Here is a 24712-nt window from a genome sequence, read left to right as displayed (position 1 = left end):
TAATTCAACCCACACAAAAGCTTAAGAAATTGAACCGGGCGATGACTCAGCGGGGACCGATGGTTCATGTCTTGAAGCCTTTTTCAGGAAAACATCATAATCACGGATGATGACCTCAAATCGTGAGGGATCGTAAGAGCTGTCTCTTACCTTAAGAATGGATAGCGTCCGGCTTAGTTCAGAGTGATTCTCAGAAAACCGCATCAGCATCAGGTTGTCGACGATGCTAGACAGGTCAGAGTTTGGTGCGCTGACCTCGGAACCAAATAGATCGCGCATTTCCCAGGAGGCAAATACCGTAACGCCCCTGGATCGCAGCTCGTTCATCAGTGCACTGAAGAAGTCAGTAATCCGTGCGGGATTCGTCGAGACTCGCGTCATACCGCTAAGGCTATCGAGAAACACGCGCTTGATGCCCTTCTCTTCTACGAGACTCAGTAGTCGTGTGCCCAACCCATCCAGCAACCCCTCAGTAGTAGGCTGCCAGGCAATGCTCAAGGCGCCGCTGCCTTCCATGCCCTTTATATCGATACCGAGTGATTGGCCTTTGAGTCGCAACCGTTCCGGGCTTTCGTAGAAGCCAAAATGCAGGCCCGGTGCTTCCACAGTCGACTCAGCCAGAAATTTGAGACCAAGGGTGGTTTTACCAATACCGGAAGGGCCGATTACTAGAGTCACGCTGGAACTGTGCAGCCCCCCGCCTAGGATGTCGTCCAGTGATTCAATCCCACTGGCGATACGGGTCATGTCGGCGCTGTCGGGAGACGACGGGTGGCTGTAGAGACTTTCGAGTCGCGGGTAAACCACCAAGCCATTTTCGGTAATTTCACACTCGTGAAGACCGGTCATTGCTGAGCTGCCGCGAGTTTTACGAAGCTGAATTCGACGCACTGACCGAGTGCCGAACAGCTCCTCGCCCATCTCAATCACCCCATCAACCATGGTGTGCTCAGGGCTGCCGTCGTCCAGACGGGAACTGGTGAGAAACAGCACTGTGCAACCTGCGAAAGCGGCGTGCCCTTGCAACTCGGAAATGAATTTCTTGGTATCGATGTGCGAATCTGCTTTGGAGCGCGCATTGAGCAAGCCGTCTACTACCATCACTGTGGCTTTTTGACGGCTTATCTCGCGCCGCAGCAGTTTCACCACCTCGTCCAGTCCTTCGTTTTCCAACGTGTCAAACGCACTGACAAATTGGATTTCGGCGCCAACCTTGGAGGCGTCGAAGAAGCTCAGAGTCGAAAGGAATTGAAAAAGTCGGTCGTGTGATTCGGCCAGCAGCGTGGCGACCAGAACCCTTCCTCCATTGTTCGCATGATGGAACCCAAGCTGGTTGGCAAGGATCGTTTTTCCAGACCCTGGGCGCCCTTGGATGATGTATGAAGCGCCTGCTACCAGCCCACCCTTGAGCAGAGCGTCTAGCCCTTCGATTCCACTTTGAAGGCGTTTTAGCTTTTCCACGATACGACCCTGATCTGAAAAACAGGCTGTTTAAGCCGAGTGAAGCGGAATGCTAACCCCATTTTTGCTCTGGAGCCATTCCCGCCTCTCCATAACCCTAATGCTGAAACGTCATCATCCCCCGCTCTTCTGCATGTTAATCTCGCTCCACCACGAATAGACATTGATCGTCACAAGACGATGACCAGAACCAGGAAAGCCCATGCCAAAGATTTCTCACTCAGCCCTGCGCCGCAAATTCCGTGAATTGCTTGCTACCCCAACCTGCGTTGAAACCGCGTCCGTCTTTGACCCGATGTCCGCGCGTATTGCCGCTGACCTGGGTTTCGAAGTCGGCATCCTCGGTGGCTCCGTTGCTTCGTTGCAGGTACTGGCCGCGCCCGATTTCGCGTTGATCACCCTGAGTGAGTTCGTTGAGCAAGCCACCCGTATTGGCCGTGTTGCCCAGTTGCCGTTCATCGCCGATGCCGACCATGGCTACGGTAACGCGCTGAACGTGATGCGCACTGTCGAAGAGCTTGAGCGTGCCGGTGTGGCCGCGTTGACCATTGAAGACACGTTGCTGCCCGCGCAATTCGGGCGCAAGTCCACCGACTTGATTTCCATTGAAGAAGGCATCGGCAAGGTCCGCGCGGCGCTGGAAGCCCGTGTTGATCCTGAACTGTCGATCATTGCCCGAACCAATGCCGGTGTGCTGCCGACCGAAGCGGTTATCGAGCGCACCTTGGCGTATCAGAAAGCCGGCGCCGATGGGATCTGCATGGTGGGTGTGGCTGACTTCGAGCACCTGGAGAAGATCGCCGAGAACCTGACCGTGCCGCTGATGCTGGTGACGTATGGCAATCCTAAGCTCAATGACGCCAAGCGCCTGGCCAGCCTCGGTGTACGTGTGGTGGTTGCCGGCCATGGCGCCTACTTTGCCGCGATCAAGGCGACCTATGACAGCCTGCGTGCCCAGCGCCAGTTGACCCACAGCACCGATAACCTCAGTGCTACCGAGTTGACGCACACCTATACCTTGCCTGAAAACTACGTGGCCTGGGCTGAAGAGTTCATGGACGTCAAAGAGTAATACGCAAGCCGGGACGAGGGGTGCAACACCCTCCTCCTCCAGCCATTATGCGTCGTTGAGCACTGTGAACCCATAGCACATAACTCGTGTGTATTTGCATGGATTATCAGGGCTAATCACGCGCCGTAACCTGTGCTCCAAAGCGCAAGCATACCGCCTTGCGCAGCACACAAACGGAGCTTCCCATGACCCTTTCCAACACCCGTCAACTCGAAGGCAAAGTCGCGCTGATCACCGGCGCCAGTTCCGGCATTGGTCGCGCGGCCGCTGTCGTCCTGGCCCAGCGCGGCGCGAAGATCGTGGCTGCTGCCCGCCGTCAGAGCGAGCTGGACGACGTGGTTGCCGAGATCACTGCCAATGGCGGCACCGCGTCCTCCATCGTCGTCGACGTGACCCGCGAAGCCGACATCATCGCCATGGTCAAATTTGCCGTGGACACCTATGGCAAGCTGGACATCGCCTTCAACAATGCCGGCACCGAAGGCGTGTTCGCGCCGCTGGTCGAACAGGACAATGCACGCTTCGACCTGGTGTTCGAGCCGAATGTGCGCGGGGTTTTCAACTGCATGAAGTACCAAGCCAAGGTAATGCTCGAACAGGGATTTGGCAGCATCATCAATAACGCGTCCATGGGCGGCGTGATCGGTTTCGAGAATGCCGCGCTGTATATCGGCACCAAGCACGCCATTGTCGGTATGACCAAGACCGCGTCCATCGAATGGTTCAAGCAGGGCGTGCGGGTCAATGCGCTGTGCCCGGGCCTGATCGAGACGCCGTTCCACCATCGCGGGATCTGGCCGTCGGTGGACGCCCAGCACGCTTTCGCCGCCAGCACCCCGGCCAGCCGGTTTGGCACCGCCGAAGAGATGGCGACGGTGGTGGCGTTCCTAGGGTCGGAAGATGCCAGCTACGTGTCCGGCCATGCCTTGTTGGCAGATGGCGGCTACTCGGTGGCCTGACGGTTACGGGTCTGGAAGAAGTCGATAAATGCCCGGAGCTTTCCGGGCATTTGCGCACGGTTGGCGTAATACAGGTGGAAGGTCTCGGCGGGCGCCGCGCAGTGTTCCAGCAACGCCACCAGTGCACCGCTGGCGATATCCGCCTGGGCAAACGGGCGGAACACCAGGGCCACGCCGCAACCCAGGCGCGCAGCCGACAAGGTGGTGCGCATTTCATCCAGCACCAGGCGCCCCTTCACCTCAATCGCGACAGTGGCCTTGCCGATGCGAAACGTCCAATCCATGTACGGCCCGCGGCTGCTCAGGCGCTGGTGGATGCAGTCGTGGGCCAGCAGGTCTTCGGGTGTGTCCAGCGGTGCCGAGCGCGCCAGGTACGCGGGCGCCGCCACGGCCACCATCGGCTGCGACGTGCCAAGCGGCACGGCGATCATGTCGCGCTGCAAGGCCTGGCCCAGGCGAATGCCGGCATCGAAACCTTCGCCAATGATGTCGCTCAAGCCATTATCGAGGGCGATATCCAAGGTGATTTCCGGGTACTGCGTGAGGAATGCCGCCACGTGCGGCTCGATCAGCGAGGCGTAGGCCACGTAGGAACTGTTGATCTTCAATGCGCCGTAAGGGCGGCTGGCGGTGTCGTGCACTTGCTGCACCGAGAAGCGAATCTGCTCCAGTGCCGGTGCCAGGGTGTCGAGCAGTTGGCTGCCGGACTCGGTCAGCGCCACGCTGCGGGTGGTGCGGTTGAACAGGCGCACACCCAATTGCGCTTCAAGCTGCTTGATGGTCTTGGACATGGCCGTGGGCGTGACCTCCATCTCGGCTGCCGCCCGCGCGAAATTCAGATGACGGGCCACACATTCGAACGCGATCAGCGCCGGCAAGTGGGTGGATTTCAGGCTCATGCAGCGTCTCGATGGGTTAAGCCAACAGTGTTGCGCAGCATAAGTGAGTTCAACTAAGCCGCCCACTGGAAATACTGCCCACGCAAAAAATCCGCCGCAGAGTCTGCGGCGGCAACCAAAGGATTTTGTCGAAGCAGAGCGGCTAAGACAGGCCCAACGCTACACCCGCGCCGGGTTAAATACCGTGAAGTTTAATTAATCGAGTTTCATCCGGAAGACCGCTACAGGCCGCGCAGACTGGGCTTAGAATCAACCTCGGCAACCATGCCGAACACAATAAAAAACCGTAACAGCTCACCTGCAAACATCTGCCCATACCACGTTATGCACCACCAATAAGTGCGGTGTTTCTGTGCGCGCGTTCATTATTCCGGGGAAGTCACAACATGATTAAACAGTCGAGCCTGTTAGCACTGGCGGTGTGTGCCGGTATCAGCCAAATGGCCTTTGCAGAGTCCGTCAGCGACCAGGCAGATGCCAAGGGGTTTATCGAGGGCAGCAGCATCACCGGGCTGCTGCGCAACTACTACATGAACCGCAACCGTGAAGGCGGTCGGGCTGACAACCGCGACTGGACCCAAGGCGCAATGCTCAACTACGCCTCGGGCTTTACCCAAGGCACCATTGGTTTCGGGGTGGATGCCTATGCCTACGGCGGGCTGAAACTGGATGCCACCCATGAATACGCGGGCACCGGCAACCTGCCGACCGACCGGCACGGCGATCCCGAAGACGCCTACGGCTCGGTTGGCGCCGCCGTGAAAATCAAAGTGTCCAAGACCCAACTCAAATTCGGTGACATGCAGCCCACCGCCCCGGTCTTCGCCACCGGCGGCACCCGCCTGTTGCCGCAGACCGCCACCGGTTTCGACCTGACCAGCAGCGAAATCACCGGCCTGGACCTGGAAGCCGGGCACTTCACCAGCACCAACAGCGGCATGACCAGCAACCATGACCACGATATCTATGCGACCTACGCCAACATCGCCGCCAACAGCGCAAGCTTTGTCGGCGGCAAATACACCTTTACCCCGTCCCTGAGCGCCACGCTGTATGCCGGCGAGCTGGAAGACATCTGGCGCCAGTACTACACCAACCTCAACTATGTGATTGCGCTGGCGCATGACCAGTCCCTGGCGCTGGACGGCAACCTGTACCGCACCCTCGACACGGGCAGCGCCAAGGCCGGGGCGATCAACAACACCACCTACTCGGTGGCGGCAGCCTACTCGTTCCTGCAGGCGCACACGCTGACGCTGTCGTTCCAGAAAGTGCATGGCGACACGCCGTTCGACTACATCGGCACTGGCAACAACGGTGCGGGCGAAGGCGGTGATTCGGTGTACCTGGCCAACTCGGTGCAATGGGGCGACTTCAACGGCCCGGGCGAGCAGTCGTGGGGTATCCGTTATGACCTCAACGTGGCCAGTTATGGCGTGCCGGGGCTGAGTTTCATGGCGCGCTACATCAACGGTTCCGACATCAATGGCACCCACACACCGGACCACAGCGCCTACGTAGGCGACTACGGTGCCGATGGCGCCCACCACGAGACGGATGTGGAAGCCAAGTACGTGATCCAGAGCGGTCCGGCGAAAAACCTGTCGTTGCGCCTGCGTGATGCGATCGTGGCCTCAAACGCCGACCAGCGCGATGGTGATCTCAATGAGCTGCGGTTGATCGTCGATTATCCGTTTACGCTACTGTAAGTGGCCTTTGTGGTGAGGGGGCAAGCTCCCTCACCACTGGGCTGCATCAGCCCACCCAACCCACTGCGGTCTTGGGAATGACTTCCGACTCATCCAGCTTCGACGCAAACATGCTCACCGCCTCCACCGCGTCACTGGTGCTGGTGCGAATCTGCAAGATCACCGAACCCGCCTGATCAGCCAAGCTGACGCCGCGTTGCGCGCCCTCCTGGGTGGCGTTCATGCTGGTCACTGCGTCACGGGTTTCCGAGAGGATCATGCCGATCATCTCGGCAATTTCCGCGGTCGAGCGGCTGGTCCGCCCGGCCAGTTGCCGGACTTCATCGGCTACCACCGCAAAGCCTCGCCCTTGATCCCCCGCACGCGCTGCCTCAATCGCTGCGTTGAGGGCCAACAGATTGGTCTGGTCGGCAATCCCACGAATGGTGTTGACGATGGCAGTGATCTGCTCGGAACGATCGCCCAGTTGCCCCACCAGCCGCGCAGAGGCGCCGATGCTGTCGGCGATGCGGCGCATTTCGCTGGCAGTCTCCTGGATCACCTGGGTGCCATGTTCGGCAAAACGCTCGGTCTCGGAGGAAATATGGTAGGCCCGCGACGCACCACGGGAGTCTTCTTCGAATTTTTCCACGCGCTCGGTGATGTCGCTGGCGAACTTGACGATCTTGATCAGCTTGCCGTCGCCGTCATAGACAGGGTTGTAACTGGCTTCCAACCACACCACCCGGCCATGTTTGCCCAGGCGCTTGAATTGCCCGGTAAAAAATTCGCCATTGTTCAGGCGACGCCAGAAATCGGTGTATTCGTGGCTGTTGATCAGGGTCGGCTCGCAAAACAAGCGGTGGTGTTTGCCTTTGAGTTCCGCCAGCGAATACCCCATCACGTTCAAGAAGTTTGTATTCGCGTCCAATACTTGGCCGCCAAGGTCGAACTCGATCACGGCCATGGCCCGGTCCAGAGCGACCAGTTTGCTGGAGGTGGCCGCTTCCACCTCCACTTTATCGGTGACGTCCAAGGCGTACTTGACCACTTTCAGCACTTGTCCGCGTTCATCCAGGACCGGGTTGTAACTCGCTTCCAGCCAGATGGTCTTGCCGTTGGCATGAACCCGTTTGAAGGTGCCTGAAACGAACTTGCCGGCTTTCAAATCACTCCAGAATTGGCTATAGGCCGAACTACTGGTCAGCGCCGGCAAGCAAAAGTCGCGGTGGGATTTGCCGACCAATTGATCCGCGCTGTAGCCCAGGGTCTTGAGAAAATTATCGTTGGCGCGCAATACCTTGCCATTGAGATCGAATTCGACCACGGCCATGGAGCGTTCCAGCGCGACAATCAGTCCTTTGTACTCAGTGGATTCGGCCGTCCTGGCCGCCAGTTCTGTTTTGAGTGCTTTATTGAACATGACGTACCCTCAGCCGTGCGGAAAAACCGATCTCTTGATTGGCTATCGGCTGGGAAATACGCGACTTTATGCGGCATAAATGTTTATTTTTTGGCGCCAGATTATTGCTGGAGGCCCCGTTACTCAGGGCTTTGCGTCGGGCAGTGACAACCGCTCTCGCATGCCGCTGCTCGCAGCAGGGCCAGCCTGCAAAACGCACTGATCCATCGGCACGACCTGCCCCTCGGCACTTGCGAGCATTGGTTGTACCGGCCTGCCCGTCCCACGCTCCACCAACTCGACACTGGTACCCTCCTCGGCGTAATGCCGATTGCCCCAGGCCACCAGCGACATCAGCACCATGCGGAAATCCTCGCCCTTTTCCGTCGGCACATATTCGTAGCGCGGCGGACGCTCGCTGTAGGCCTGGCGTTCGAGCATGCCCGCCTCCACCAACGCGTTGAGGCGGCGCGTCAACATATTCGGCGCGATGCCCAGGCTGCGCGAGAACTCGTCGAAGCGGCGCAGGCCGTGCAAGGCGTCGCGCATGATCAGAATGCTCCACCACTCCCCTACCCGCTCAAGGCTGCGGGCGATGGGGCATTCGTCGCTGATGAGGGACTTGCGTTGCATGGGGATTCCTGTGGGTCAGTGCAAATCTGTGTGACGCCATGTTACTTTCATGATGATAGTGACGTCCATAGGGTCTGTTCCCTCACCGCAACCGGAGTCGATTGATCATGAGTAAACGCATTGTTGTGACAGGTATGGGCGCGCTGACGCCGTTGGGCGCTGACGTGGAATCTACCTGGCGCCGCCTGTTGGCCGGGCAATCGGGCATTCGTCGCCTGCCGGAAGAGTTGATCGGTGACTTGGCCGTCAGTATCGGTGGCCAGGTACAAAGCAACGTGCAGGACCCGGAAGCCGGATTTGACCCGGATCGCCTGCTCGCAGCCAAGGAACAACGCAAGATGGACCGCTTTATCCTGTTCGCACTGGCGGCGGCGGATGAAGCCTTGAAGCAGGCCGGCTGGGCGCCGAACACAGTGGAACAACAGGAGCGCACGGCGACCATCATTGCGTCTGGCGTCGGCGGTTTCCCGGCGATTGCCGATGCAGTGCGCACCACTGACAGCAAAGGCCCGCGCCGATTGTCCCCGTTTACCATCCCGTCCTTCTTGAGCAACATGGCCGCCGGGCATGTGTCGATCAATTACGGTTTGAAAGGCCCGTTGGGTGCGCCGGTGACCGCCTGTGCCGCGGGTGTGCAGGCTATCGGTGATGCGGCGCGGATGATTCGTGCCGGTGAAGTCGATGTGGCGGTGTGCGGCGGCGCCGAAGCGGCGATTCACCGGGTCAGTCTGGCCGGTTTTGCGGCAGCGCGAGCCCTGTCCAGCGACTTCAATGACAGCCCTGAGCGGGCTTCGCGGCCATTCGACCAGGCGCGCGACGGTTTTGTCATGGGCGAAGGCGCTGGCATCCTGGTCATCGAAGCACTCGAACACGCCCTGGCCCGTGGCGCGCAGCCGATTGCGGAGTTGGTGGGCTACGGCACCAGTGCCGACGCCTATCACATGACGGCCGGCCCGGAAGATGGCGATGGTGCGCGACGTGCCATGCACCAAGCCTTGCGCCAGGCAGGAATCGAGGCGGCCCAGGTGCAGTACTTGAACACTCACGCGACTTCCACACCAGTGGGCGATAAAGGCGAACTGGCGGCGATCAGGACGGTATTTGGCGCTAACGGCAGCCCGGCGATCAGCTCGACCAAATCCGCCACCGGTCACCTGTTGGGCGCTGCGGGCGGTATCGAAGCCATCTTCACCGTACTCGCCCTGCGCGATCAGGTCGCCCCGGTCACCCTCAACCTGGAAACCCCCGACGCGCTTGCGGATGGCCTGGACCTGCTGCGCGGTACAGCCCGGCCGATGCCCATTGAATACGCGCTATCCAACGGCTTCGGCTTTGGCGGCGTGAATGCCAGCGTGCTGTTCCGCCGCTGGGCGTAGTTTGCCCCTGCGGTATATTTCGGGGACCATGGGCGCCTTTCTGAACCTGCCAACGAGAGGCGCCCATGGCTAACCACGACCTGCACTACACCCCGGATCCCGATGCCGACTCGATTTCTTCGGATGTGATTGGCTTCAACGGCATCCTGGTGTCCACCCAGATCCCGACCCGCGCCGATGGCAGCCTGGAACTGGGCGATATCACCCTGCAAAGCGAATGCACCCTGCAAGCCTTGAAAGTCGCCCTGGAAAAGGCCGGTAGCTCCATGGACCGGGTGATGCACCTGACCATTTATCTGACGGATATGGCTGATCGTGCCGCCTTCAACGAGGTCTACAAACGCTTCTTTGCCAAGCCCTGGCCCGTGCGTGCGGCGGTTGGCGTTGCCGCGTTGGCGGTAGACGGCATGCGCGTGGAAGTCACCGCGATGGCCGCTCAAGCCTGAGTGGGTGCCGGTCAGGCATTTCACAGCTACAATGCGCGCCTCAACCGTGACAAGCCTGACTAAAAAAACTATGTCCTTGCCCAAGCATCACCTGGAATTGCTCAGCCCTGCCCGCGATGTCGCCATCGCGCGCGAGGCGATCCTGCATGGCGCCGACGCCGTGTACATTGGCGGCCCGAGCTTCGGCGCGCGCCATAACGCCTGTAACGACGTGAGCGATATCGCGTCACTGGTGGAATTCGCCCGTCGTTATCACGCGCGCGTCTTCACCACCATCAACACCATCCTGCATGACAACGAACTGGAACCCGCGCGCAAGCTGATCCATCAGCTCTACGATGCCGGCGTCGACGCATTGATCGTGCAAGACCTGGGCGTGATGGAGCTGGATATTCCGCCCATCGAGCTGCACGCCAGCACCCAGACCGACATTCGCACCCTGGGCCGCGCCAAGTTCCTCGACCAGGCCGGTTTCTCGCAACTGGTATTGGCCCGTGAGCTGAACCTGCAGGAAATCCGTGCCATTGCTGACGAAACCGATGCCGCCATCGAGTTCTTCATCCACGGCGCCCTGTGCGTGGCGTTCTCCGGGCAGTGCAACATCTCTCACGCACAGAACGGCCGCAGCGCCAACCGGGGTGATTGCTCCCAGGCCTGCCGTTTGCCGTACACCTTGAAAGATGACCAGGGCCGCGTCGTGGCCTTTGAAAAGCACCTGCTGTCGATGAAAGACAACAACCAGAGCGCCAACATTCGCGCACTGGTCGAAGCCGGCGTGCGTTCGTTCAAGATCGAGGGCCGCTACAAGGACATGGGCTACGTGAAAAACATCACCGCCTATTACCGCCAGCGCCTGGATGATGTGCTTGAAGACCGACCGGACCTGGCGCGCGCGTCCAGCGGCCGTACCGCGCACTTCTTCCTGCCGGACCCGGAAAAAACCTTCCACCGCGGCAGCACTGACTACTTCGTCACCGACCGCAAGGTCGACATCGGCGCCTTCGACACCCCGACCTTCACCGGCCTGCCGGTGGGTGTGGTGGAAAAAGCCGGCAAGCGTGACCTGCAAGTGGTCACCCATGAGCCGCTGTCCAATGGCGACGGTCTTAACGTGCTGATCAAGCGCGAAGTGGTGGGTTTCCGTGCCAACATCGCCGAGCCTAAAGGCGAGTTCGAGGAAGATGGCGAGAAGCGCTACCGCTACCGCGTCGAGCCGAACGAAATGCCGGCCGGCCTGCACCAACTGCGCCCGAACCACCCGTTGAACCGTAACCTCGACCACAACTGGCAACAGGCGCTGCTCAAGACTTCATCCGAGCGCCGTATCGGCCTGACCTGGGCTGCTCGTCTGCGCGAAGCACAGCTGGAAGTCACCGCCACCAGCGAAGAAGGCATCAGTGCCAGCGTCACCCTGCCCGGCCCGTTCGGCGTAGCCAACAAGCCGGAACAGGCGCTGGATACCCTGCGCGACCTGCTCGGCCAACTGGGCACCACCGAATACCATGCGACCGACATCCAACTGGATGCGCCGCAGGCGTTTTTCATCCCCAACTCACAGCTCAAGGCCTTACGCCGCGAAGTGATCGAAGCGCTGACCGCTGCCCGTGTGGCCGCTCATCCGCGCGGTGGACGCAAAGCCGAAACCACCCCGCCGCCGGTCTACCCGGATGCGCATTTGTCGTTCCTCGCCAACGTCTACAACCAGAAAGCCCGCGACTTCTACCACCGTCATGGGGTGAAGCTGATCGACGCCGCCTTCGAAGCCCACGAAGAAACCGGCGAAGTGCCGGTGATGATCACCAAGCACTGCCTGCGCTTCTCGTTCAACCTGTGCCCTAAACAGGCCAAAGGTGTCACGGGCGTGAAGACCAAGGTCGCGCCGATGCAGTTGATCCATGGCGATGAAGTGCTGACCCTGAAGTTCGACTGCAAGCCGTGCGAAATGCACGTGGTGGGCAAGATCAAGGGCCACATCCTTGGTTTGCCGCAGCCAGGCAGCGCAGTGGAGCACTTCAACCCGGAAAACATCATTTTCCAGGGTACGCACTGACCCTCTGAGAGCGGGGCCACCACCAGCCCCGCTGTAACCCCGCGGCCGCCAGCAGGATCGCCGCCACACCCAGCCATTGCAGCCAACCCAGGCGGTGTCCGAAGGCGATCCAATCGACGAAGATCGCCGCAATCGGGTAGATGAACGACAGCGCGCCGGTAATGGCCGTGGGCAGTTTCTGGATCGCGCCGTACAGCAACACGTACATCAAACCGGTATGCACCACACCCAGCGTCACCAATGCCGCCCAGGCATTGGGGGTGGCCGGCAGACTATTCCAAGGCACCATCGGCGCGAGTAACAGCGCGCCGGTGGTCACCTGGATCAACGCCATCAAATGCGGCGGTACTTCTTTCAAACGCTTGATGATCAGCGCCGCAATCGCATACAGGAACGCCGCGCCCAGCGCCAAGGCGATACCGCCCAGGTAATCGTCGCCGGTTTTGTGATCGCCATGAGCGGTGACAATCGCCAGCATCCCCAGGAACGCCACACTCAACCACGCCAGTTTCTGCACGGTAATCCTTTCCCCCAGGAACAGCGCCGCCAGCATCACCAGCATGAACGGCTGCACGTTGTACACCGCCGTGCTGATGGCAATCGACGCGCGGGAATAGGATTCGAACAGCAGCAACCAATTGCCAACAATCGCCACGCCACTGAGCATCGCCAGGCCTAGCTTGGCCCAGGTCAGCAGGTCCAGGCGCAAATAACCCAGCAGTGCACAGACCAGCAACAGCGTCAGCCCGCCGATCACGCAGCGCCAGAACACCACTTCGATCACTGACACGCCAGAGACCAGTACAAACCAGCCAATGGTGCCCGAGATCAGCATGGCGGCGATCATTTCCCACGACCCGCGACGGATGGATGTGTCCATGATTGAAGCTCCTCAAGTGAGGCTCAATTATGGCAATCTGCTCAGCAGCGGCTCCAGCGCCTAAAAAAGGCCAAACCGCTGGATTGCCTTTACTTATTAGGTGAACACCATGATTGACACCATCGACCAGCAACTCATCGCCGCCTTGATGGATGACTCGCGCCTATCCCTCAAGGCCCTGGCCGGCATTACCGGGTTGTCTTCGCCCAGTGTCGGCGAACGTTTGCGTCGTCTCGAAGAGCGCGGCGTGCTGACCCATTACACCGTCGACATCGACCCCAGGCACTTTGGCTACCTGCTGCAAGCCATCGTGCGCATCCGTCCGTTGCCCGGCAAATTGCAGGAGGTGGAGCGGCAGATCCAGGCGATTCCCGAGTTCACCGAGTGCGACAAGGTGACCGGCGAGGACTGCTTCATCGCACGGCTGCATGTGCGCACCATGGATCATCTGGACAGCCTGCTCGATAAGCTGAATGCCTACGCCGAGACCAACACCGCGATCGTTAAGAAAACCCCGGTGAAACGACGGCTGCCGCCGCTGGGGGACTGATGAATAAAGAAACAGATTTCCTGTGGCGAGCAGGCTTGTCCTGCGTTGGGCTGCGAAGCGGCCCCAAGTCCAGGCAACGCGGTTTTGCCTGAAACACTGCGGTGGTCTTGATAGGGGCCGCTTCGCGCCCCAACGCGGGGCAAGCCCGCTCACCACAACAAGCCCGTGCACCACAGGAAGCCCGTTCACCACAGAACGGGTGTAACACAAAGACACTGAACTCAACGCGACGGAGTCATCTGCGCTGCTAGCGTGAAAAATCCCTATCCATTCAAAAGGAGCAACGGATTGCCTCGCCAGCCAAACTCTCATCTTTTACGTCGTGGTCGCTATTCAGAGTCAGGCTGATCTTATCTGGTCACTGCTGTGGTGCATCGACGCCAGCCCATATTCAACGATTTCAAGCTAGGTCGGTTATTAGTCGCTGAGTTCAAGCGAGCCCATGACGCGGGTCTAGTGAACTCCCTCGCCTGGGTAGTCATGCCAGACCATTTTCACTGGTTGTTTGACCTCAATAACGCAACGCTTCCTGATGTGATGCGGCAGACCAAGTCACGCAGCACCTTGAGCATTAACAAAGCCCGTGGCAGCCGGGACAAGTTCTGGCAACGTGGTTACCACGACCGGGCTGTACGCACGGATGAGGACCTGTTGAAGATGGCTCGTTACATCATTGCCAACCCATTACGCGCGAGGTTGGTTGAGCACATTGGTGATTATCCGTTGTGGGATGCGGCCTGGTTATGAAGTGTTTGAAGACCTAGCTTTCTGTGCTGAGCCGGCCTGTTGTGGCGAGCGGGCTTGCCCCGCGTTGGGCTGCGAAGCAGCCCTAAGTCCAGGCAGCGCGGTTTTCCTGACGCACTGCTGTGGCTTTGGCAGGGGCCGCTTCGCGCCCCAACGCAGGGCAAGCCTGCTCGCCACAGGGAGACTGCTCACCACAGGAAGCCTGCTCCACAGAGAGAGCAGCCGTCAGTCGTGCAGCGTTTTCGCCGCAGTAAGCAAGCCTTGGAACTTGCGATATCGCACTTGCAGTACCGCCTGCTGCTTGGCATCCGGCAAATATCGAGCCTTCACTGCCATCCCCGCCTGCAACAACCCTTCCCCCTGCCCGATCGACAGAAATCCCAGCTTCGCGGCGCCGATGCAGGCACTCAACTCACTGCCGTGCAACGTGAAGATCTCCCGCTGAAGGATGTTGGCCAGCAACTGCGCCCAGTATTCACTGCGCGCGCCACCGCCCACCAACGCGCAGGCCCCCACATCTGCCCCCGCCGATTGCACGGCACGCAACGCATCCAGCAGCCCGAACCCCACGCCTTCCATCACCGCATAACCAAGCATAGCCGGCGTGCAGTCATGTCCAAGGCCCATGAAACCGCCGCGCAGCAGCGGGTCGTTATGCGGGGTGCGTTCACCGGCCAGGTACGGTAGGAACAACGGCGTGTCGAGCGGCACTGGCTGCTCGATCGGCAGTTGTGCCTGCACCTGGTCCAGCAAGGTTTGCTCATCCGTCGTTCCCGTGAGCCGTGTGACCCAGCGCAGGCAACTAGCACCGGCCAGCATGGCGCCCATGGTGTACCAGCGATCAGGCAACGCATGGCAGAAGCTGTGCACGGCGCTGGCCGGGTTGCCGGCGGCGTGGTCGGTAATTGCGACGATGGCAGCGCTGGTGCCGAGGGTGATGAAGCCATCGCCGGCATTGATTGCCCCGATCCCTACTGCCGCCACCGGGTTGTCACCACCGCCGCCGGCAATCACCACCGAGGGCGCCAAGCCCAGGCCTTGCGCCGTCAGCACGGCACTCGCGGCGCCACCTTCCACCAGCCGGGGCATCTGCTCCAGCGAGAGACCCGTCGCCCGCAGCATCGGCGCGAACCACTCACGTTGCGCCACATCCAGCCACAACGTCCCCGCAGCATCGGACATCTCGCTGATGCGCTCGCCACTCAAGCGCAAGCGCAGGTAATCCTTAGGCGACAGTACGCAATCAATGGCCTTGAACACCTCGGGCTCATGGCGTTGCAGCCACAGCAGTTTCGGCGCCGTCAGCCCGGCCATGGGCAGGCTGCCGGTGATGTCGGCGAACTCAGGGCCCAGCTGCTCGGCCTCGGCGACGGCGCGGGAGTCATCCCACAGGATCGCCGGGTACAACACGCGGTTGTCCGCCCCCAGTAACACCGCACCGTGCATCTGCCCGGACAGGCCGATACAGGCCACGCGGGCAAAGGCGTCATGAGTACGCAATTGCTCCAGTGCCTGCAAACACGCCTGCCACCAATCCAGCGGGTCTTGCTCGGACCAGCCGCTGTGGCGCCGCGACACACTCAAGCGCACGCCGGCATGGGCCAGCACTGTACCGTCGAGGTCCATGAGAATGGCCTTGAGTTCCGAGGTGCCGAGGTCGATGCCGAGGGAAACGGGACTGCTCATACGGGGGTCATTCCAATCCATTACAGCCACATGAATTACGCCATTGCAGGGTCGGCGCCAGGCGCACACTCTGGGTCGGTGCGCCGGGTGAAGCCATGCGTTGCAATAACAGGTTCACCGCCTGGGCGCCGAGTGCCTGCACCGGCTGCGCGATCAGTGTCAGCCGCGGCACGAAAAAATCCGCCCAGTCGAAATCATCAAACCCCACCAGCGCCATGCGCGCAGGCACGTCGATCTTCGCGTCACGCAGGGCCTGCATGGCGCCGAGGGTCATCAGGTTGTTGCCGGCCATGATCGCCGTCGGCGGTAACGCCAAGCCCAGCAACTGCACCGTGGCCTGGCGCGCCGGCTCAGTATTGGAGCCGCCATTGACCAGCAGATCCGGATCAAACGTCAGGCCCGCCCCCTGCAATGCGGCGCGGTAACCGGCGACACGCTCATCGGTGGTGCTGAAACCTTCACGCCCGGCGATAAAGCCGATCCGGCGATGGCCATGGGCGATAAGGTGTTCAACCAGCACCTGGGTAGGCTGGGCATTCTCCACCCCAACCTGATCAAAGTGCTCACTCATCATGCGGTCCACCAGCACCGCTGGAATCTCGTTGGCGCGCAGATACTCCAGGGCCTTGGAGCCGTTGGAAGGCGCCAGCACAATCCCATCAACCCGCCGATGATGCAGCGCCGTGACCACCCGCAGCTCCTGCTCCGGATCGTCATGGGTGTCGACAAACAGCATCATGTAGCCGTGCAGGGCGCACGCGGTTTCAATCGCGTGCACCGTTTCGCTGAAGTAGTGGTTGGACAGCGCCGAGATCGCCACGCCAATCGTGTTGGTGCTCGACCGGGCCAGCGAGCGCGCCAGGGTGTTGGGGATGTAGCCCAGCGCCTGGATCGCCTGCTGCACCGCCAGCACAGTGGCCGGGCTGACCTTGCGGGTGCCGTTCAACACGTGGGACACCGTCGACGTCGACACCCCCGCCCTGCTTGCCACGTCATCCATGGTGACCACGACGCTGTTCCTTCTCAGTGGATCAATGTTTGCTCGACCAACCGCTGTACGTAGCGACGTTGTCACGGGTGATCAGCTTTGGCGTGAGCAGGGTAACCGCTTCGGCCGGGGCTTTGTCATTGAGAATGTCATTGCCCACGTTCACTGCGGTCTGCGCCATGGCCCAAGGGTCCTGGCTGGACGACGCCTGGATCTGCGTCTCGGTCTTCAAGGCATTCTCGATATCCGGCGCGCCGTCCACCGAGGTGATGATGATGCCGCTGCGCTTGAGCTGCTTGGCCGCCAGGTCGCTGCCGATGGCTTGTGGGTCATTGATCGCGAACAGACCGTCGATTTTCGGGAAGCGCGTGAGGTAACCCTGCATCACGTTCAAGCCGCCTTCGCGGGAGCCTTTGCCGTCCTGGTCGTCGGACAGCACCTTGATATCCGGCGCGGCGGCCAGCGCGGCCTTGCAGCCTTTGACGCGGTCGGTCACGGCGGTGACTTGCGGGCCGTTCTGGATGATCACATTGCCCTTGCCGGAAAGCTTGTCCACCAGGTATTGGCAGGCCAGCTTGCCGGCTTCGACGTTGTCGGTCTGCACGGTCGCGTTCACGCCCTTGGCGTCCACATCCACGGCTACGACGACGATGCCGGCGTCACGGGCTTTCTTGATCGCCGAGGCCATGGCAGAGGGGTCGACGGCGTTGATCAGGATCAGGTCGACCTTGGACGAAATGAAATTGTCGATCTGCGAAAACTGCTTGCTCAGGTCGTAGTCAGCCGACACCGAAGTGACCTTGACGTTGGGGTTCAGCTCCTTGGCCCGTGCGGTTGCGCCGTCGGCCAGGGTCACGAAATACGGGTTGCCCAGCGAGCCCATGCTGATACCGAGGGCCTTCAACTCGCGGGCTTCGACGGCTTGGGACATCAAGGCAGCCAAGGCAATGACGGGAAAGATACGTTTAAGGTTCATGCGGGTCTCTCTTGTGATTGTTGTAGGAGTGAACTCAGGTCCGCGCACCGGACTGGCGATAACGATCCAGCGCCACGGCGCCAATGATCACGATGCCCTTGATGATGTATTGCCAGATATCCGACACCCCCAACAGCACCAGGCCGTTGGTCAGCACCGCGATGATCAGCGCACCAATCAACGTGCCACCGATGGTGCCGACGCCGCCGGTAAAACTGGTGCCGCCAAGGATCACCGCCGCAATCGCGTCCAACTCATAGGATTGCCCCAGTTGCAGGCCATTGGCGGCAAACAACCGCGAAGCGCTCATCACAGCGCCCAATCCGGCCAGCGCACCGGACATGGCATAGACGAACAGCAGCACTTTCCACACCTTGATCCCCGACAACCGCGCCGCTTCCGGGTTGCCGCCCACCGAGTAGATCTGCACGCCCATCACTGTTCGGCGCAGGATGAACCACGACAGCGCCACCACGGCCACGGCAATGATCACCAGCCAGGGCACGCCGAGTACCGAGTCATTGCCGATAAAGGCAAACGGCAGGTCCGGGTTGAATACGGTTTTGTCATCCGCCAATAGCCGCGCCAGACCACGCATGGCCGTCAGCGCGCCGAGGGTGACAATAAACGGCGGCAGGCGCATGAAAGCGATCAACCCACCATTAACCAAGCCCAGCAGCAAGCCAAAGCCTATACCGGCAGCTATCCCGAACATGCCGAACTGCGGTGACATCGACGCCTGCAGCGCCACCACCGCCGAAGCGGCCAGGATCGCGCCTACCGACAAGTCGATGCCGGCGGTGAGGATCACAAAGGTCATGCCCGCGGCCAGCACCACGTTCACCGACGCCTGCTGGGTGATGATCGACAGGTTCTGCACCGTCAGGAAGTTCTCACTGGCCAGGGCGAAGCCCACCAGCAGCAGGATCAGCACGGGCAACATACCGACCGTGCGCATCAACTCGCGCGCGCGTTCCGCTTTACCTGTTATTGCGATATTCAACTCAGCCATGGGCAACCACCTGATCGCCACCGGTGGCGAGGTCAATAATGCGTTCTTGGGAAATAGCCTGGCCGGAGGCGCCGCCGACTTCAGCGACGAGCTGGCCTTCGCGCATGATCAGCACGCGGTCGCAAGTGCCGATGATTTCCGGCAGCTCGCTGGAGATCACCACAATGCCGACACCGGCCTGGGCCAATTGATTGATGATGCGGTAGATCTCGGACTTGGAGCCGATGTCGACGCCGCGTGTGGGTTCGTCGAGGATCAGCACGTGAGGCTTCACCTCCAGCAGTCGCGCCAACAGCACTTTCTGCTGATTGCCGCCGGACAGCGCGCCGACATTGACCTTGCCCGAGGCCACGCGAATCGACAGCGATTTGATCGCGTCATTCGAACGCTGCAAGGCATGCCCGCGATCCAGCACGCCACCGGCATGCGCATCCGGCACACAGGCGCAGACGTTGATGTTGTCCGCCACGCTCATGTCGAGGAACAGGCCCTGGGCCTTGCGGTCTTCGGTGAGGTAGACCACGCCTGCGCGGATCGCATCCGCCGGGGTGCGCAGTTGGGTGACAGTCTTGCCGACCACTTCCAAGGTGCCCGAGGTGCGGGGGTCGGCCGCAAAGATCAGCCGCGCCAGCTCGGTGCGCCCTGCCCCGACCAGCCCGGCAATGCCCAGCACCTCGCCGGCATGCAGGTCAAAGCTGCACTGGCGCACGCGCTTGCCGTCGGCCATGTCGCGCACACGCATCACCACGTTGCCGGGGTTATACGCGGCGTGTTCCTTTTTGTAGAAACCCGACAGGTCGCGGCCCACCATCATTTTTACCAGCACTTCGGCCGACAGCGCGTCGCGGGTCAGCTCGCCGATGTATTGGCCGTCACGCAGCACCGAAACGCGGTCCGATAACTCGTAGATCTCGGCCATGCGGTGGCTGATATAGATGATTGCCAGGCCCTGGCCGCGCAGTTGCTTGATCAGCGCGAACAACCGGTCGGTTTCGCGGGATGACAATGGCGTGGTGGGCTCGTCCATCACCAGGATCTTGGCGTGGGCGTGCAGGGCGCGGGCGATCTCCACCAACTGGCGCTCGGCAATCGACAGGCTGCTGACCCGTGTCGCCGGGGTGAATTCGGCGCCGAGGCGTTGCAGCACCTCGATGCACCCCGCTTCCATGCCCTTGCGGTCGATGGTCCAGCCACGCCGCAGTTCGCGGCCCAGGTAGATGTTCTCGGCCACGCTCAGGTTGGGGCACAGGCTCAGTTCTTGATAGATGACAGCGATGCCGAGGGCTTTTGCCGTGGCGGGGTCGAAGGTCGGAACGCGTTGACCGGCAATGCGGATTTCACCGCCGGGGTCGGCTTGATAGGCGCCGGAGAGGATTTTCATCAGTGTGGACTTGCCGGCGCCGTTCTCCCCCATCAAGGCGTGGATTTCGCCGGGGTAGACCTTCAGGCCGACATTCTTGAGCACGCGCAAACCGTTGAAGGTTTTGCTGATGCCCTGCATTTCAAGCAAGGGTTCAAGGCTCATGAATGAGCTCCTGGTTTTATTATTTTTGTCTTCAGTGAGCCGACTCTAATGTAGAAACATTTCTTTACGCAAGCGCTTGCTTGAGTGTTTTTGTGCTTGAAGAAACGTTTCATCAAGCCAGTTTGTTGAATAGGCACACAAAGCATCGATTTTACCGTTTGTCTGCTATTGTCCAAGGACCTCATCTCCTCCTCATCGCCCTCCAGCGATCTTCTGCGAGCATGCTCTGCGCCATTGTCGGTTGACGATGGCGGGCCTGAACGTCACGGAAAGCCCAAGCGATGGACAAACCGTTACCCGAACAGCCGCAATCGCGCGCCGAAAAGATCGTCGAGTTCAAACGGCAGAAAACCCTGCTCAAGACCGGCGCGCTGCAAGACGCCATCTTCAACAGCGCCTACTTCTCCAGCATCGCCACCGATGAAAAAGGCGTGATCCAGATCTTCAACGTCGGCGCCGAACGCATGCTTGGCTATGCCGCCGCCGACGTGGTCAACCGCATCACCCCAGCCGACATCTCCGACCCCGTCGAGTTGATCACCCGCGCCGCTGCCCTCAGCCTGGAACTGGACACGCCCATTACGCCGGGTTTCGAAGCCCTGGTGTTCAAGGCTTCCCGCGGCATCGAAGACATCTACGAGCTGACCTACATCCGCCAGGACGGCAGTCGCCTGTCGGCCATGGTTTCGGTGACCGCCCTGCGCAACCGGCATGACACCATCATCGGCTACCTGCTGATCGGCACCGACAACACCGCGCGCAAGCAGGAAGAAGCCGAGCGCAAAGGCTTCGAGCGTGCGCTGGAAGAAAAGAACCTGGAGCTGGAACACGCCAGCCACATGAAGTCCGAGTTCCTCGCCACCATGTCCCACGAACTGCGCACGCCGTTGAATGCGGTGATCGGTTTTTCCGAGGCGCTCAAGGACGGCTTGGTCGGTGAAATGAGCGAGACCCAGCGCGAATACATCGGCGACATTTTCACCAGCGGCCAACACTTGCTGTCGTTGATCAACGACATTCTCGACCTGTCCAAGGTCGAGGCCGGGATGATGGAACTGGAGCTGGAAAGCGTTGAGTTGGCGGGCCTTTTGGCCAACAGTCTGCTGATCGTGCGGGAAAAGGCCGCACTGCAACGTATCCAATTGAAGCTGGAATGCCCCGACAACCTCGGCCACCTGAAACTGGACCTGCGCAAGACCAAGCAGATCGTCTACAACCTGCTGGCCAATGCGGTGAAATTCAGCGAACACGGCAGCTCGGTGACGCTGACGGTGCGCCAGGTCAGCCGCGAGCAGGTCGGTCAGATTCCTGGCGAATGGCCGGTGTACCGCTTTGCCTTGCCCGAAAGCCAGTACCCACAATTCCTTGAGTTGAGCGTCAGCGATACCGGTATCGGCATTGCCGAGGACGACATGGGCAAGCTGTTCAAGGCGTTCAGCCAGATCGACAGCAGCCTGGCACGCAAATTCGAAGGCACGGGACTGGGGCTGGCGATGGTCAAGCAACTGGCCGAGCTACACGGTGGCAGTGTCGCGGTGGCCAGCCGTGAAGGCTGTGGCGCTCGGTTTGTCGCATGGTTGCCGCTGCATCGTGAGCCGGAGGCGTCGTGGCCGAGATCCTGATCGTTGAAGACAATGAGGCCAATATGCGCCTGGCGCGTCTGCTGCTGGTGAACGCCGGCCACACATCGCTGTGGGCACCTGACGCCGAGACTGGCCTGACCCTGGCCCGCGAACAGCAACCGGCCTTGATCCTGATGGACATTCAACTGCCGGGCATGGACGGTCTGGCGGCCACGGCATTGATTAAACAAGACCCGCTGACCGCGCATATCCCAGTGATCGCCCTGACAGCCATGGCGATGAAGGAAGACCGCGAGAAGACTCGGCTGGCCGGTTGCGACGCCTATATCATCAAGCCGCTGCGTTACAAAGAGTTATACCAAGTGATCGACACCTTGCTGCAAAAGCCCAACAGTCCCCTCACATGAGTCCGCTCCATGCCCAGCCAACCCGCAACGTTGTTGATCGTCGATGATGAGCCCCAGGTGCGCAAGCTCCTGGAGACCTTGCTGCAACACGAGGGCTACCAGACGGTCTGCGCGAGCAGCGGTGAAGAGGCGCTGCAGGTGGTGGCGCAACAGGCGCCCGACCTTATCTTGCTGGACATCATGATGCCGGGGATGGATGGGTATGAGGTGGCCAGCCAACTGAAAAGTGACGACGCCACGGCGGGTATTCCGATCATCATGCTATCGGCACTCAGTGATGCTGGCGCGCGCGTCAGCGGCCTGGAAAGCGGTGCCGAAGAGTTCCTCAGCAAACCGATCGAGCGTATCGAACTGTCCTTGCGCGTGCGCAACCTGCTGCGGCTCACCGCTCATGGCGAGCGGGCGGATAATATACGCCAAGCCCTGCAACCCGACGTCGACCGTCGGGACCTGGAAAACGCCCTGCGCCAGGCCGTGCAGCGCAATGAATTCATCGTGCATTACCAGCCCAAAGTCGAGCTTGCGACGGGCCAGCTTTGCGCACTTGAGGCCCTGCTACGTTGGGACCGACCGGGGCATGGCGCCGTGTCCCCAGCGGTGTTCGTACCCGTGTTGGAGAGCCTCGGCTTGATCGTAGCGGTGGGACGCTGGGTGATCGAAGCCGTTTGCCAACAGATTGGCGCCTGGCAACGCACTGCCATTGGCGCTGTGGAGGTATCGGTCAACGTTTCCGGCCATCAACTCATAGAGGGCGACCTGATTGCCGATATCGCGCACATCCTGGCGCAAACCGGCGTCGAGCCGCACTGGCTGGAAGTGGAACTGACCGAAGGCTCGTTGATGGAGAACACCCAGCACACCATCGCCAGCCTGCAACGCTTGCACACCATGGGCGTGAAAATCTCCATCGACGACTTTGGCACCGGCTATTCAAGCCTGGCGTACCTGCGGCGTTTTCCCATCGATACACTGAAGATCGACATCGCGTTTATCCGCGAAGTCACCAGCAACCCCCAGGACGCCGCGATTACCCGCACCATCATTGAACTCGCCCACAGCCTCAACCTGCGGGTGGTCGCCGAAGGCGTGGAAACCCAGGCGCAATTGGCGTTCCTGAAGGACGCCGGCTGCGATCAGATCCAAGGCTACCTGTTCAGCCGGCCGTTGCCGGTGGCAACCTTGGAGCGGCTGCTGCTGGAGCGTTCAGAGACTCCGTGAAAGCTCCTCGCGCAGGCACTCGATCAATCCTCGGTGGGTCGCTGAGTGACCCCGCCAACGGTTGGAAGTGAAACCCTTTGTGGTGAGTAGGTTTACTCATGGTGAGTGGACTTCCCGTGGTGAGCGGGCTTGCCCCGCGCTGGGCTGCGTAGCAGCCCCCATAAAGACACCGCGTTTCTCCAGGTATAAACGGGTATCCGGTTTTGGGGCGGCTTCGCCGCCCAGCGCGGGGCAAGCCCGCTCACCACAGGTAAACCAGCTCACCACAGGACGCCCACTCTTCACAAGCAAGCCCGCTCACCACAGAAACCGCACTGCGCCTCGCCGGTTACTGCGCGTTGGCCTTGGCCGCGTCGTTGATGATCGCCACCACTCGCGCCGGATTCGACACCATCACCACGTGGGAAGCCCCCTTCACGTCCACGGTTTCCTTGGAGCCCGCACGGTCAGCCATGAATTTAAGCGCGGCCTCGGGAATATTTTTGTCCGCTGAGCCGTATATGAAGTAGGACGGCACAGTTTTCCAGGCCGGGTCACCCGACGGTTCCTTCAGGGCGGCTTCGGTGATCGGGCGTTGCCCGGCTGCCATCAACTGAGCTTCCTTGGGCGCCACGTCGGCGGCGAACTGGCTGTTGAACTTGTCTTGCTGGATGTACAGGTCGGTCACCCCGTCTTTGGAGACCACGGGTTTGTCCAGGGTCGGGCCGAGGGTGCCGCCAGGGTAACGGCCGGACAGCTCAAACGCGGTCTCGCCTTTTTCCGGGGCAAACGCGGCAACGTAGACCAGCGCCTTGACCTTGTTGCTGCCGTGCACGGCGTTGGAGATCACCGAGCCGCCGTAGGAATGGCCGACCAGGATCACCGGGCCTTGAGTGTGTTCAACGATGTCGGCCACGTAGTCTGAGTCGGTCTTGACGCTGCGCAGCGGGTTGGCCACGGCGACCACCGGGTAGCCTTCGGCCTTGAGCCCGGCGATCACGCCGTTCCAGCTGGAGGCGTCGGCAAACGCGCCATGCACCAGTACCACGGTGGCTTTCTGTGGGGCAGCGAAGCTGGTGGTGGCGACACCGAAGGCAAGTGCGCCGGTGATCAGGGCGGCGGCGACGCGGGAGAACTTGAAGGTTTTCATGAACGTTTGCTCCGTGGGGTTGGGCGCT

The 24712-nt window shown here is 60.7% G+C and carries 20 protein-coding genes and 3 pseudogenes; 11 read left to right on the top strand and 12 right to left on the bottom strand.

What is annotated here, in order from left to right:
- Positions 1-21: 21 nt before the first annotated feature.
- The gene (locus tag U367_RS0106150) at positions 22-1461 is read right to left on the bottom strand and encodes an ATPase domain-containing protein (RefSeq protein WP_028616150.1); all 1440 of its coding nucleotides are present in this window, start codon (positions 1459-1461) and stop codon (positions 22-24) included.
- Positions 1462-1663: 202 nt separating this feature from the next.
- Between U367_RS0106150 and U367_RS0106145 the strand changes: the two genes are divergently transcribed.
- Together U367_RS0106145 and U367_RS0106140 are read left to right on the top strand one after the other, a co-directional pair.
- Positions 1664-2533, top strand: a complete 870-nt coding sequence (locus tag U367_RS0106145; RefSeq protein WP_028616149.1) for an isocitrate lyase/PEP mutase family protein — start codon at positions 1664-1666, stop codon at positions 2531-2533.
- A 185-nt stretch (positions 2534-2718) separates the two neighbouring features.
- Complete coding sequence (locus U367_RS0106140) at positions 2719-3492, top strand: SDR family NAD(P)-dependent oxidoreductase (RefSeq protein ID WP_028616148.1); 774 nt, start codon at positions 2719-2721, stop codon at positions 3490-3492.
- Here U367_RS0106140 and U367_RS0106135 read toward each other — a convergent pair.
- Positions 3477-4391 carry a LysR family transcriptional regulator gene (locus U367_RS0106135; protein ID WP_028616147.1) on the bottom strand — a complete coding sequence of 305 codons (915 nt, stop codon included), beginning with the start codon at positions 4389-4391 and terminating at the stop codon, positions 3477-3479. The genes U367_RS0106140 and U367_RS0106135 overlap by 16 nt on opposite strands.
- A gap of 386 nt (positions 4392-4777) precedes the next feature.
- Between U367_RS0106135 and U367_RS0106130 the strand changes: the two genes are divergently transcribed.
- Positions 4778-6100, top strand: coding sequence for an OprD family porin (locus tag U367_RS0106130; RefSeq protein ID WP_028616146.1), 1323 nt, complete (start codon positions 4778-4780; stop codon positions 6098-6100).
- 46 nt (positions 6101-6146) lie between these two features.
- Here the strand turns inward: U367_RS0106130 and U367_RS1000000132890 are convergent.
- The 3 genes and pseudogenes from U367_RS1000000132890 to U367_RS0106120 all read right to left on the bottom strand — a co-directional run.
- A pseudogene (locus U367_RS1000000132890) lies at positions 6147-6623 on the bottom strand (methyl-accepting chemotaxis protein); the annotation flags it as partial.
- Between the two features lie 111 nt (positions 6624-6734).
- Positions 6735-7412: pseudogene (locus U367_RS1000000132885) on the bottom strand (PAS domain-containing protein); the annotation flags it as partial.
- 213 nt (positions 7413-7625) lie between these two features.
- Positions 7626-8114, bottom strand: coding sequence for a winged helix-turn-helix transcriptional regulator (locus U367_RS0106120; RefSeq protein WP_028616144.1), 489 nt, complete (start codon positions 8112-8114; stop codon positions 7626-7628).
- A gap of 107 nt (positions 8115-8221) precedes the next feature.
- On the opposite strand from U367_RS0106120, the gene fabF reads away from it, so the two are divergent.
- The 3 genes from fabF (at position 8222) to U367_RS0106105 (ending at position 11986) form a co-directional block, all read left to right on the top strand.
- On the top strand, positions 8222-9490 hold the full coding sequence (gene fabF, locus U367_RS0106115) for a beta-ketoacyl-ACP synthase II (protein WP_028616143.1): 1269 nt from the start codon (positions 8222-8224) through the stop codon (positions 9488-9490).
- 65 nt (positions 9491-9555) lie between these two features.
- Positions 9556-9936, top strand: coding sequence for a RidA family protein (locus tag U367_RS0106110; RefSeq protein WP_028616142.1), 381 nt, complete (start codon positions 9556-9558; stop codon positions 9934-9936).
- Positions 9937-10006: 70 nt separating this feature from the next.
- Positions 10007-11986: a peptidase U32 family protein gene (locus U367_RS0106105; RefSeq protein ID WP_028616141.1), complete on the top strand. Its 1980-nt coding sequence runs from the start codon at positions 10007-10009 to the stop codon at positions 11984-11986.
- Here the strand turns inward: U367_RS0106105 and U367_RS0106100 are convergent.
- Positions 11964-12866 (bottom strand): DMT family transporter, encoded by a 903-nt coding sequence (locus U367_RS0106100; protein WP_028616140.1) that lies wholly within the window; start codon positions 12864-12866, stop codon positions 11964-11966. The genes U367_RS0106105 and U367_RS0106100 overlap by 23 nt on opposite strands.
- A 109-nt stretch (positions 12867-12975) precedes the next feature.
- Here U367_RS0106100 and U367_RS0106095 point away from each other — a divergent pair, with 109 nt between their 5' ends.
- Both U367_RS0106095 and U367_RS1000000130715 read left to right on the top strand, forming a co-directional pair.
- Positions 12976-13416 (top strand): Lrp/AsnC family transcriptional regulator, encoded by a 441-nt coding sequence (locus U367_RS0106095; protein ID WP_028616139.1) that lies wholly within the window; start codon positions 12976-12978, stop codon positions 13414-13416.
- Positions 13417-13704: 288 nt separating this feature from the next.
- Positions 13705-14163, top strand: a pseudogene (locus U367_RS1000000130715) (REP-associated tyrosine transposase).
- Positions 14164-14385: 222 nt separating this feature from the next.
- Here the strand turns inward: U367_RS1000000130715 and xylB are convergent.
- Genes xylB through U367_RS0106065 form a run of 5 tightly spaced genes read right to left on the bottom strand, consistent with a single transcriptional unit; the run spans position 14386 to position 20347 of the window.
- Entirely contained in the window at positions 14386-15846 is a 1461-nt protein-coding gene (gene xylB, locus U367_RS0106085) for a xylulokinase (RefSeq protein WP_028616137.1), read from the bottom strand.
- 7 nt (positions 15847-15853) lie between these two features.
- Entirely contained in the window at positions 15854-16855 is a 1002-nt protein-coding gene (locus tag U367_RS0106080) for a LacI family DNA-binding transcriptional regulator (protein WP_028616136.1), read from the bottom strand.
- A 22-nt stretch (positions 16856-16877) separates the two neighbouring features.
- Entirely contained in the window at positions 16878-17810 is a 933-nt protein-coding gene (locus tag U367_RS0106075; protein WP_028616135.1) for an ABC transporter substrate-binding protein, read from the bottom strand.
- 34 nt (positions 17811-17844) lie between these two features.
- On the bottom strand, positions 17845-18822 hold the full coding sequence (locus tag U367_RS0106070) for an ABC transporter permease subunit (protein ID WP_028616134.1): 978 nt from the start codon (positions 18820-18822) through the stop codon (positions 17845-17847).
- A complete protein-coding gene (locus U367_RS0106065; RefSeq protein ID WP_028616133.1) occupies positions 18815-20347 on the bottom strand; it encodes a sugar ABC transporter ATP-binding protein in 1533 nt (510 codons plus the stop codon). Before U367_RS0106065 ends, U367_RS0106070 begins: the two co-directional genes overlap by 8 nt.
- A gap of 281 nt (positions 20348-20628) precedes the next feature.
- Between U367_RS0106065 and U367_RS0106060 the strand changes: the two genes are divergently transcribed.
- The 3 genes from U367_RS0106060 to U367_RS0106050 are packed head-to-tail and all read left to right on the top strand — an operon-like array spanning position 20629 to position 23555.
- On the top strand, positions 20629-21969 hold the full coding sequence (locus tag U367_RS0106060; RefSeq protein WP_028616132.1) for a sensor histidine kinase: 1341 nt from the start codon (positions 20629-20631) through the stop codon (positions 21967-21969).
- Positions 21954-22337 carry a response regulator gene (locus U367_RS0106055; protein WP_028616131.1) on the top strand — a complete coding sequence of 128 codons (384 nt, stop codon included), beginning with the start codon at positions 21954-21956 and terminating at the stop codon, positions 22335-22337. Before U367_RS0106060 ends, U367_RS0106055 begins: the two co-directional genes overlap by 16 nt.
- Positions 22338-22346: 9 nt before the next feature.
- Positions 22347-23555: an EAL domain-containing response regulator gene (locus tag U367_RS0106050; protein WP_028616130.1), complete on the top strand. Its 1209-nt coding sequence runs from the start codon at positions 22347-22349 to the stop codon at positions 23553-23555.
- A gap of 328 nt (positions 23556-23883) precedes the next feature.
- Here the strand turns inward: U367_RS0106050 and U367_RS0106045 are convergent, their stop codons facing one another.
- Positions 23884-24684 (bottom strand): alpha/beta fold hydrolase, encoded by an 801-nt coding sequence (locus U367_RS0106045; RefSeq protein WP_028616129.1) that lies wholly within the window; start codon positions 24682-24684, stop codon positions 23884-23886.
- Positions 24685-24712 lie beyond the last annotated feature (28 nt).

Origin of the sequence: Pseudomonas canadensis (assembly GCF_000503215.1) — a bacterium.
In the GTDB taxonomy this organism is placed as follows: Bacteria; Pseudomonadota; Gammaproteobacteria; order Pseudomonadales; family Pseudomonadaceae; genus Aquipseudomonas; species Aquipseudomonas canadensis.
The sequence above is the reverse complement of the archived record's forward strand: the minus strand, read 5'-3'. Positions and strand labels throughout refer to the sequence as shown.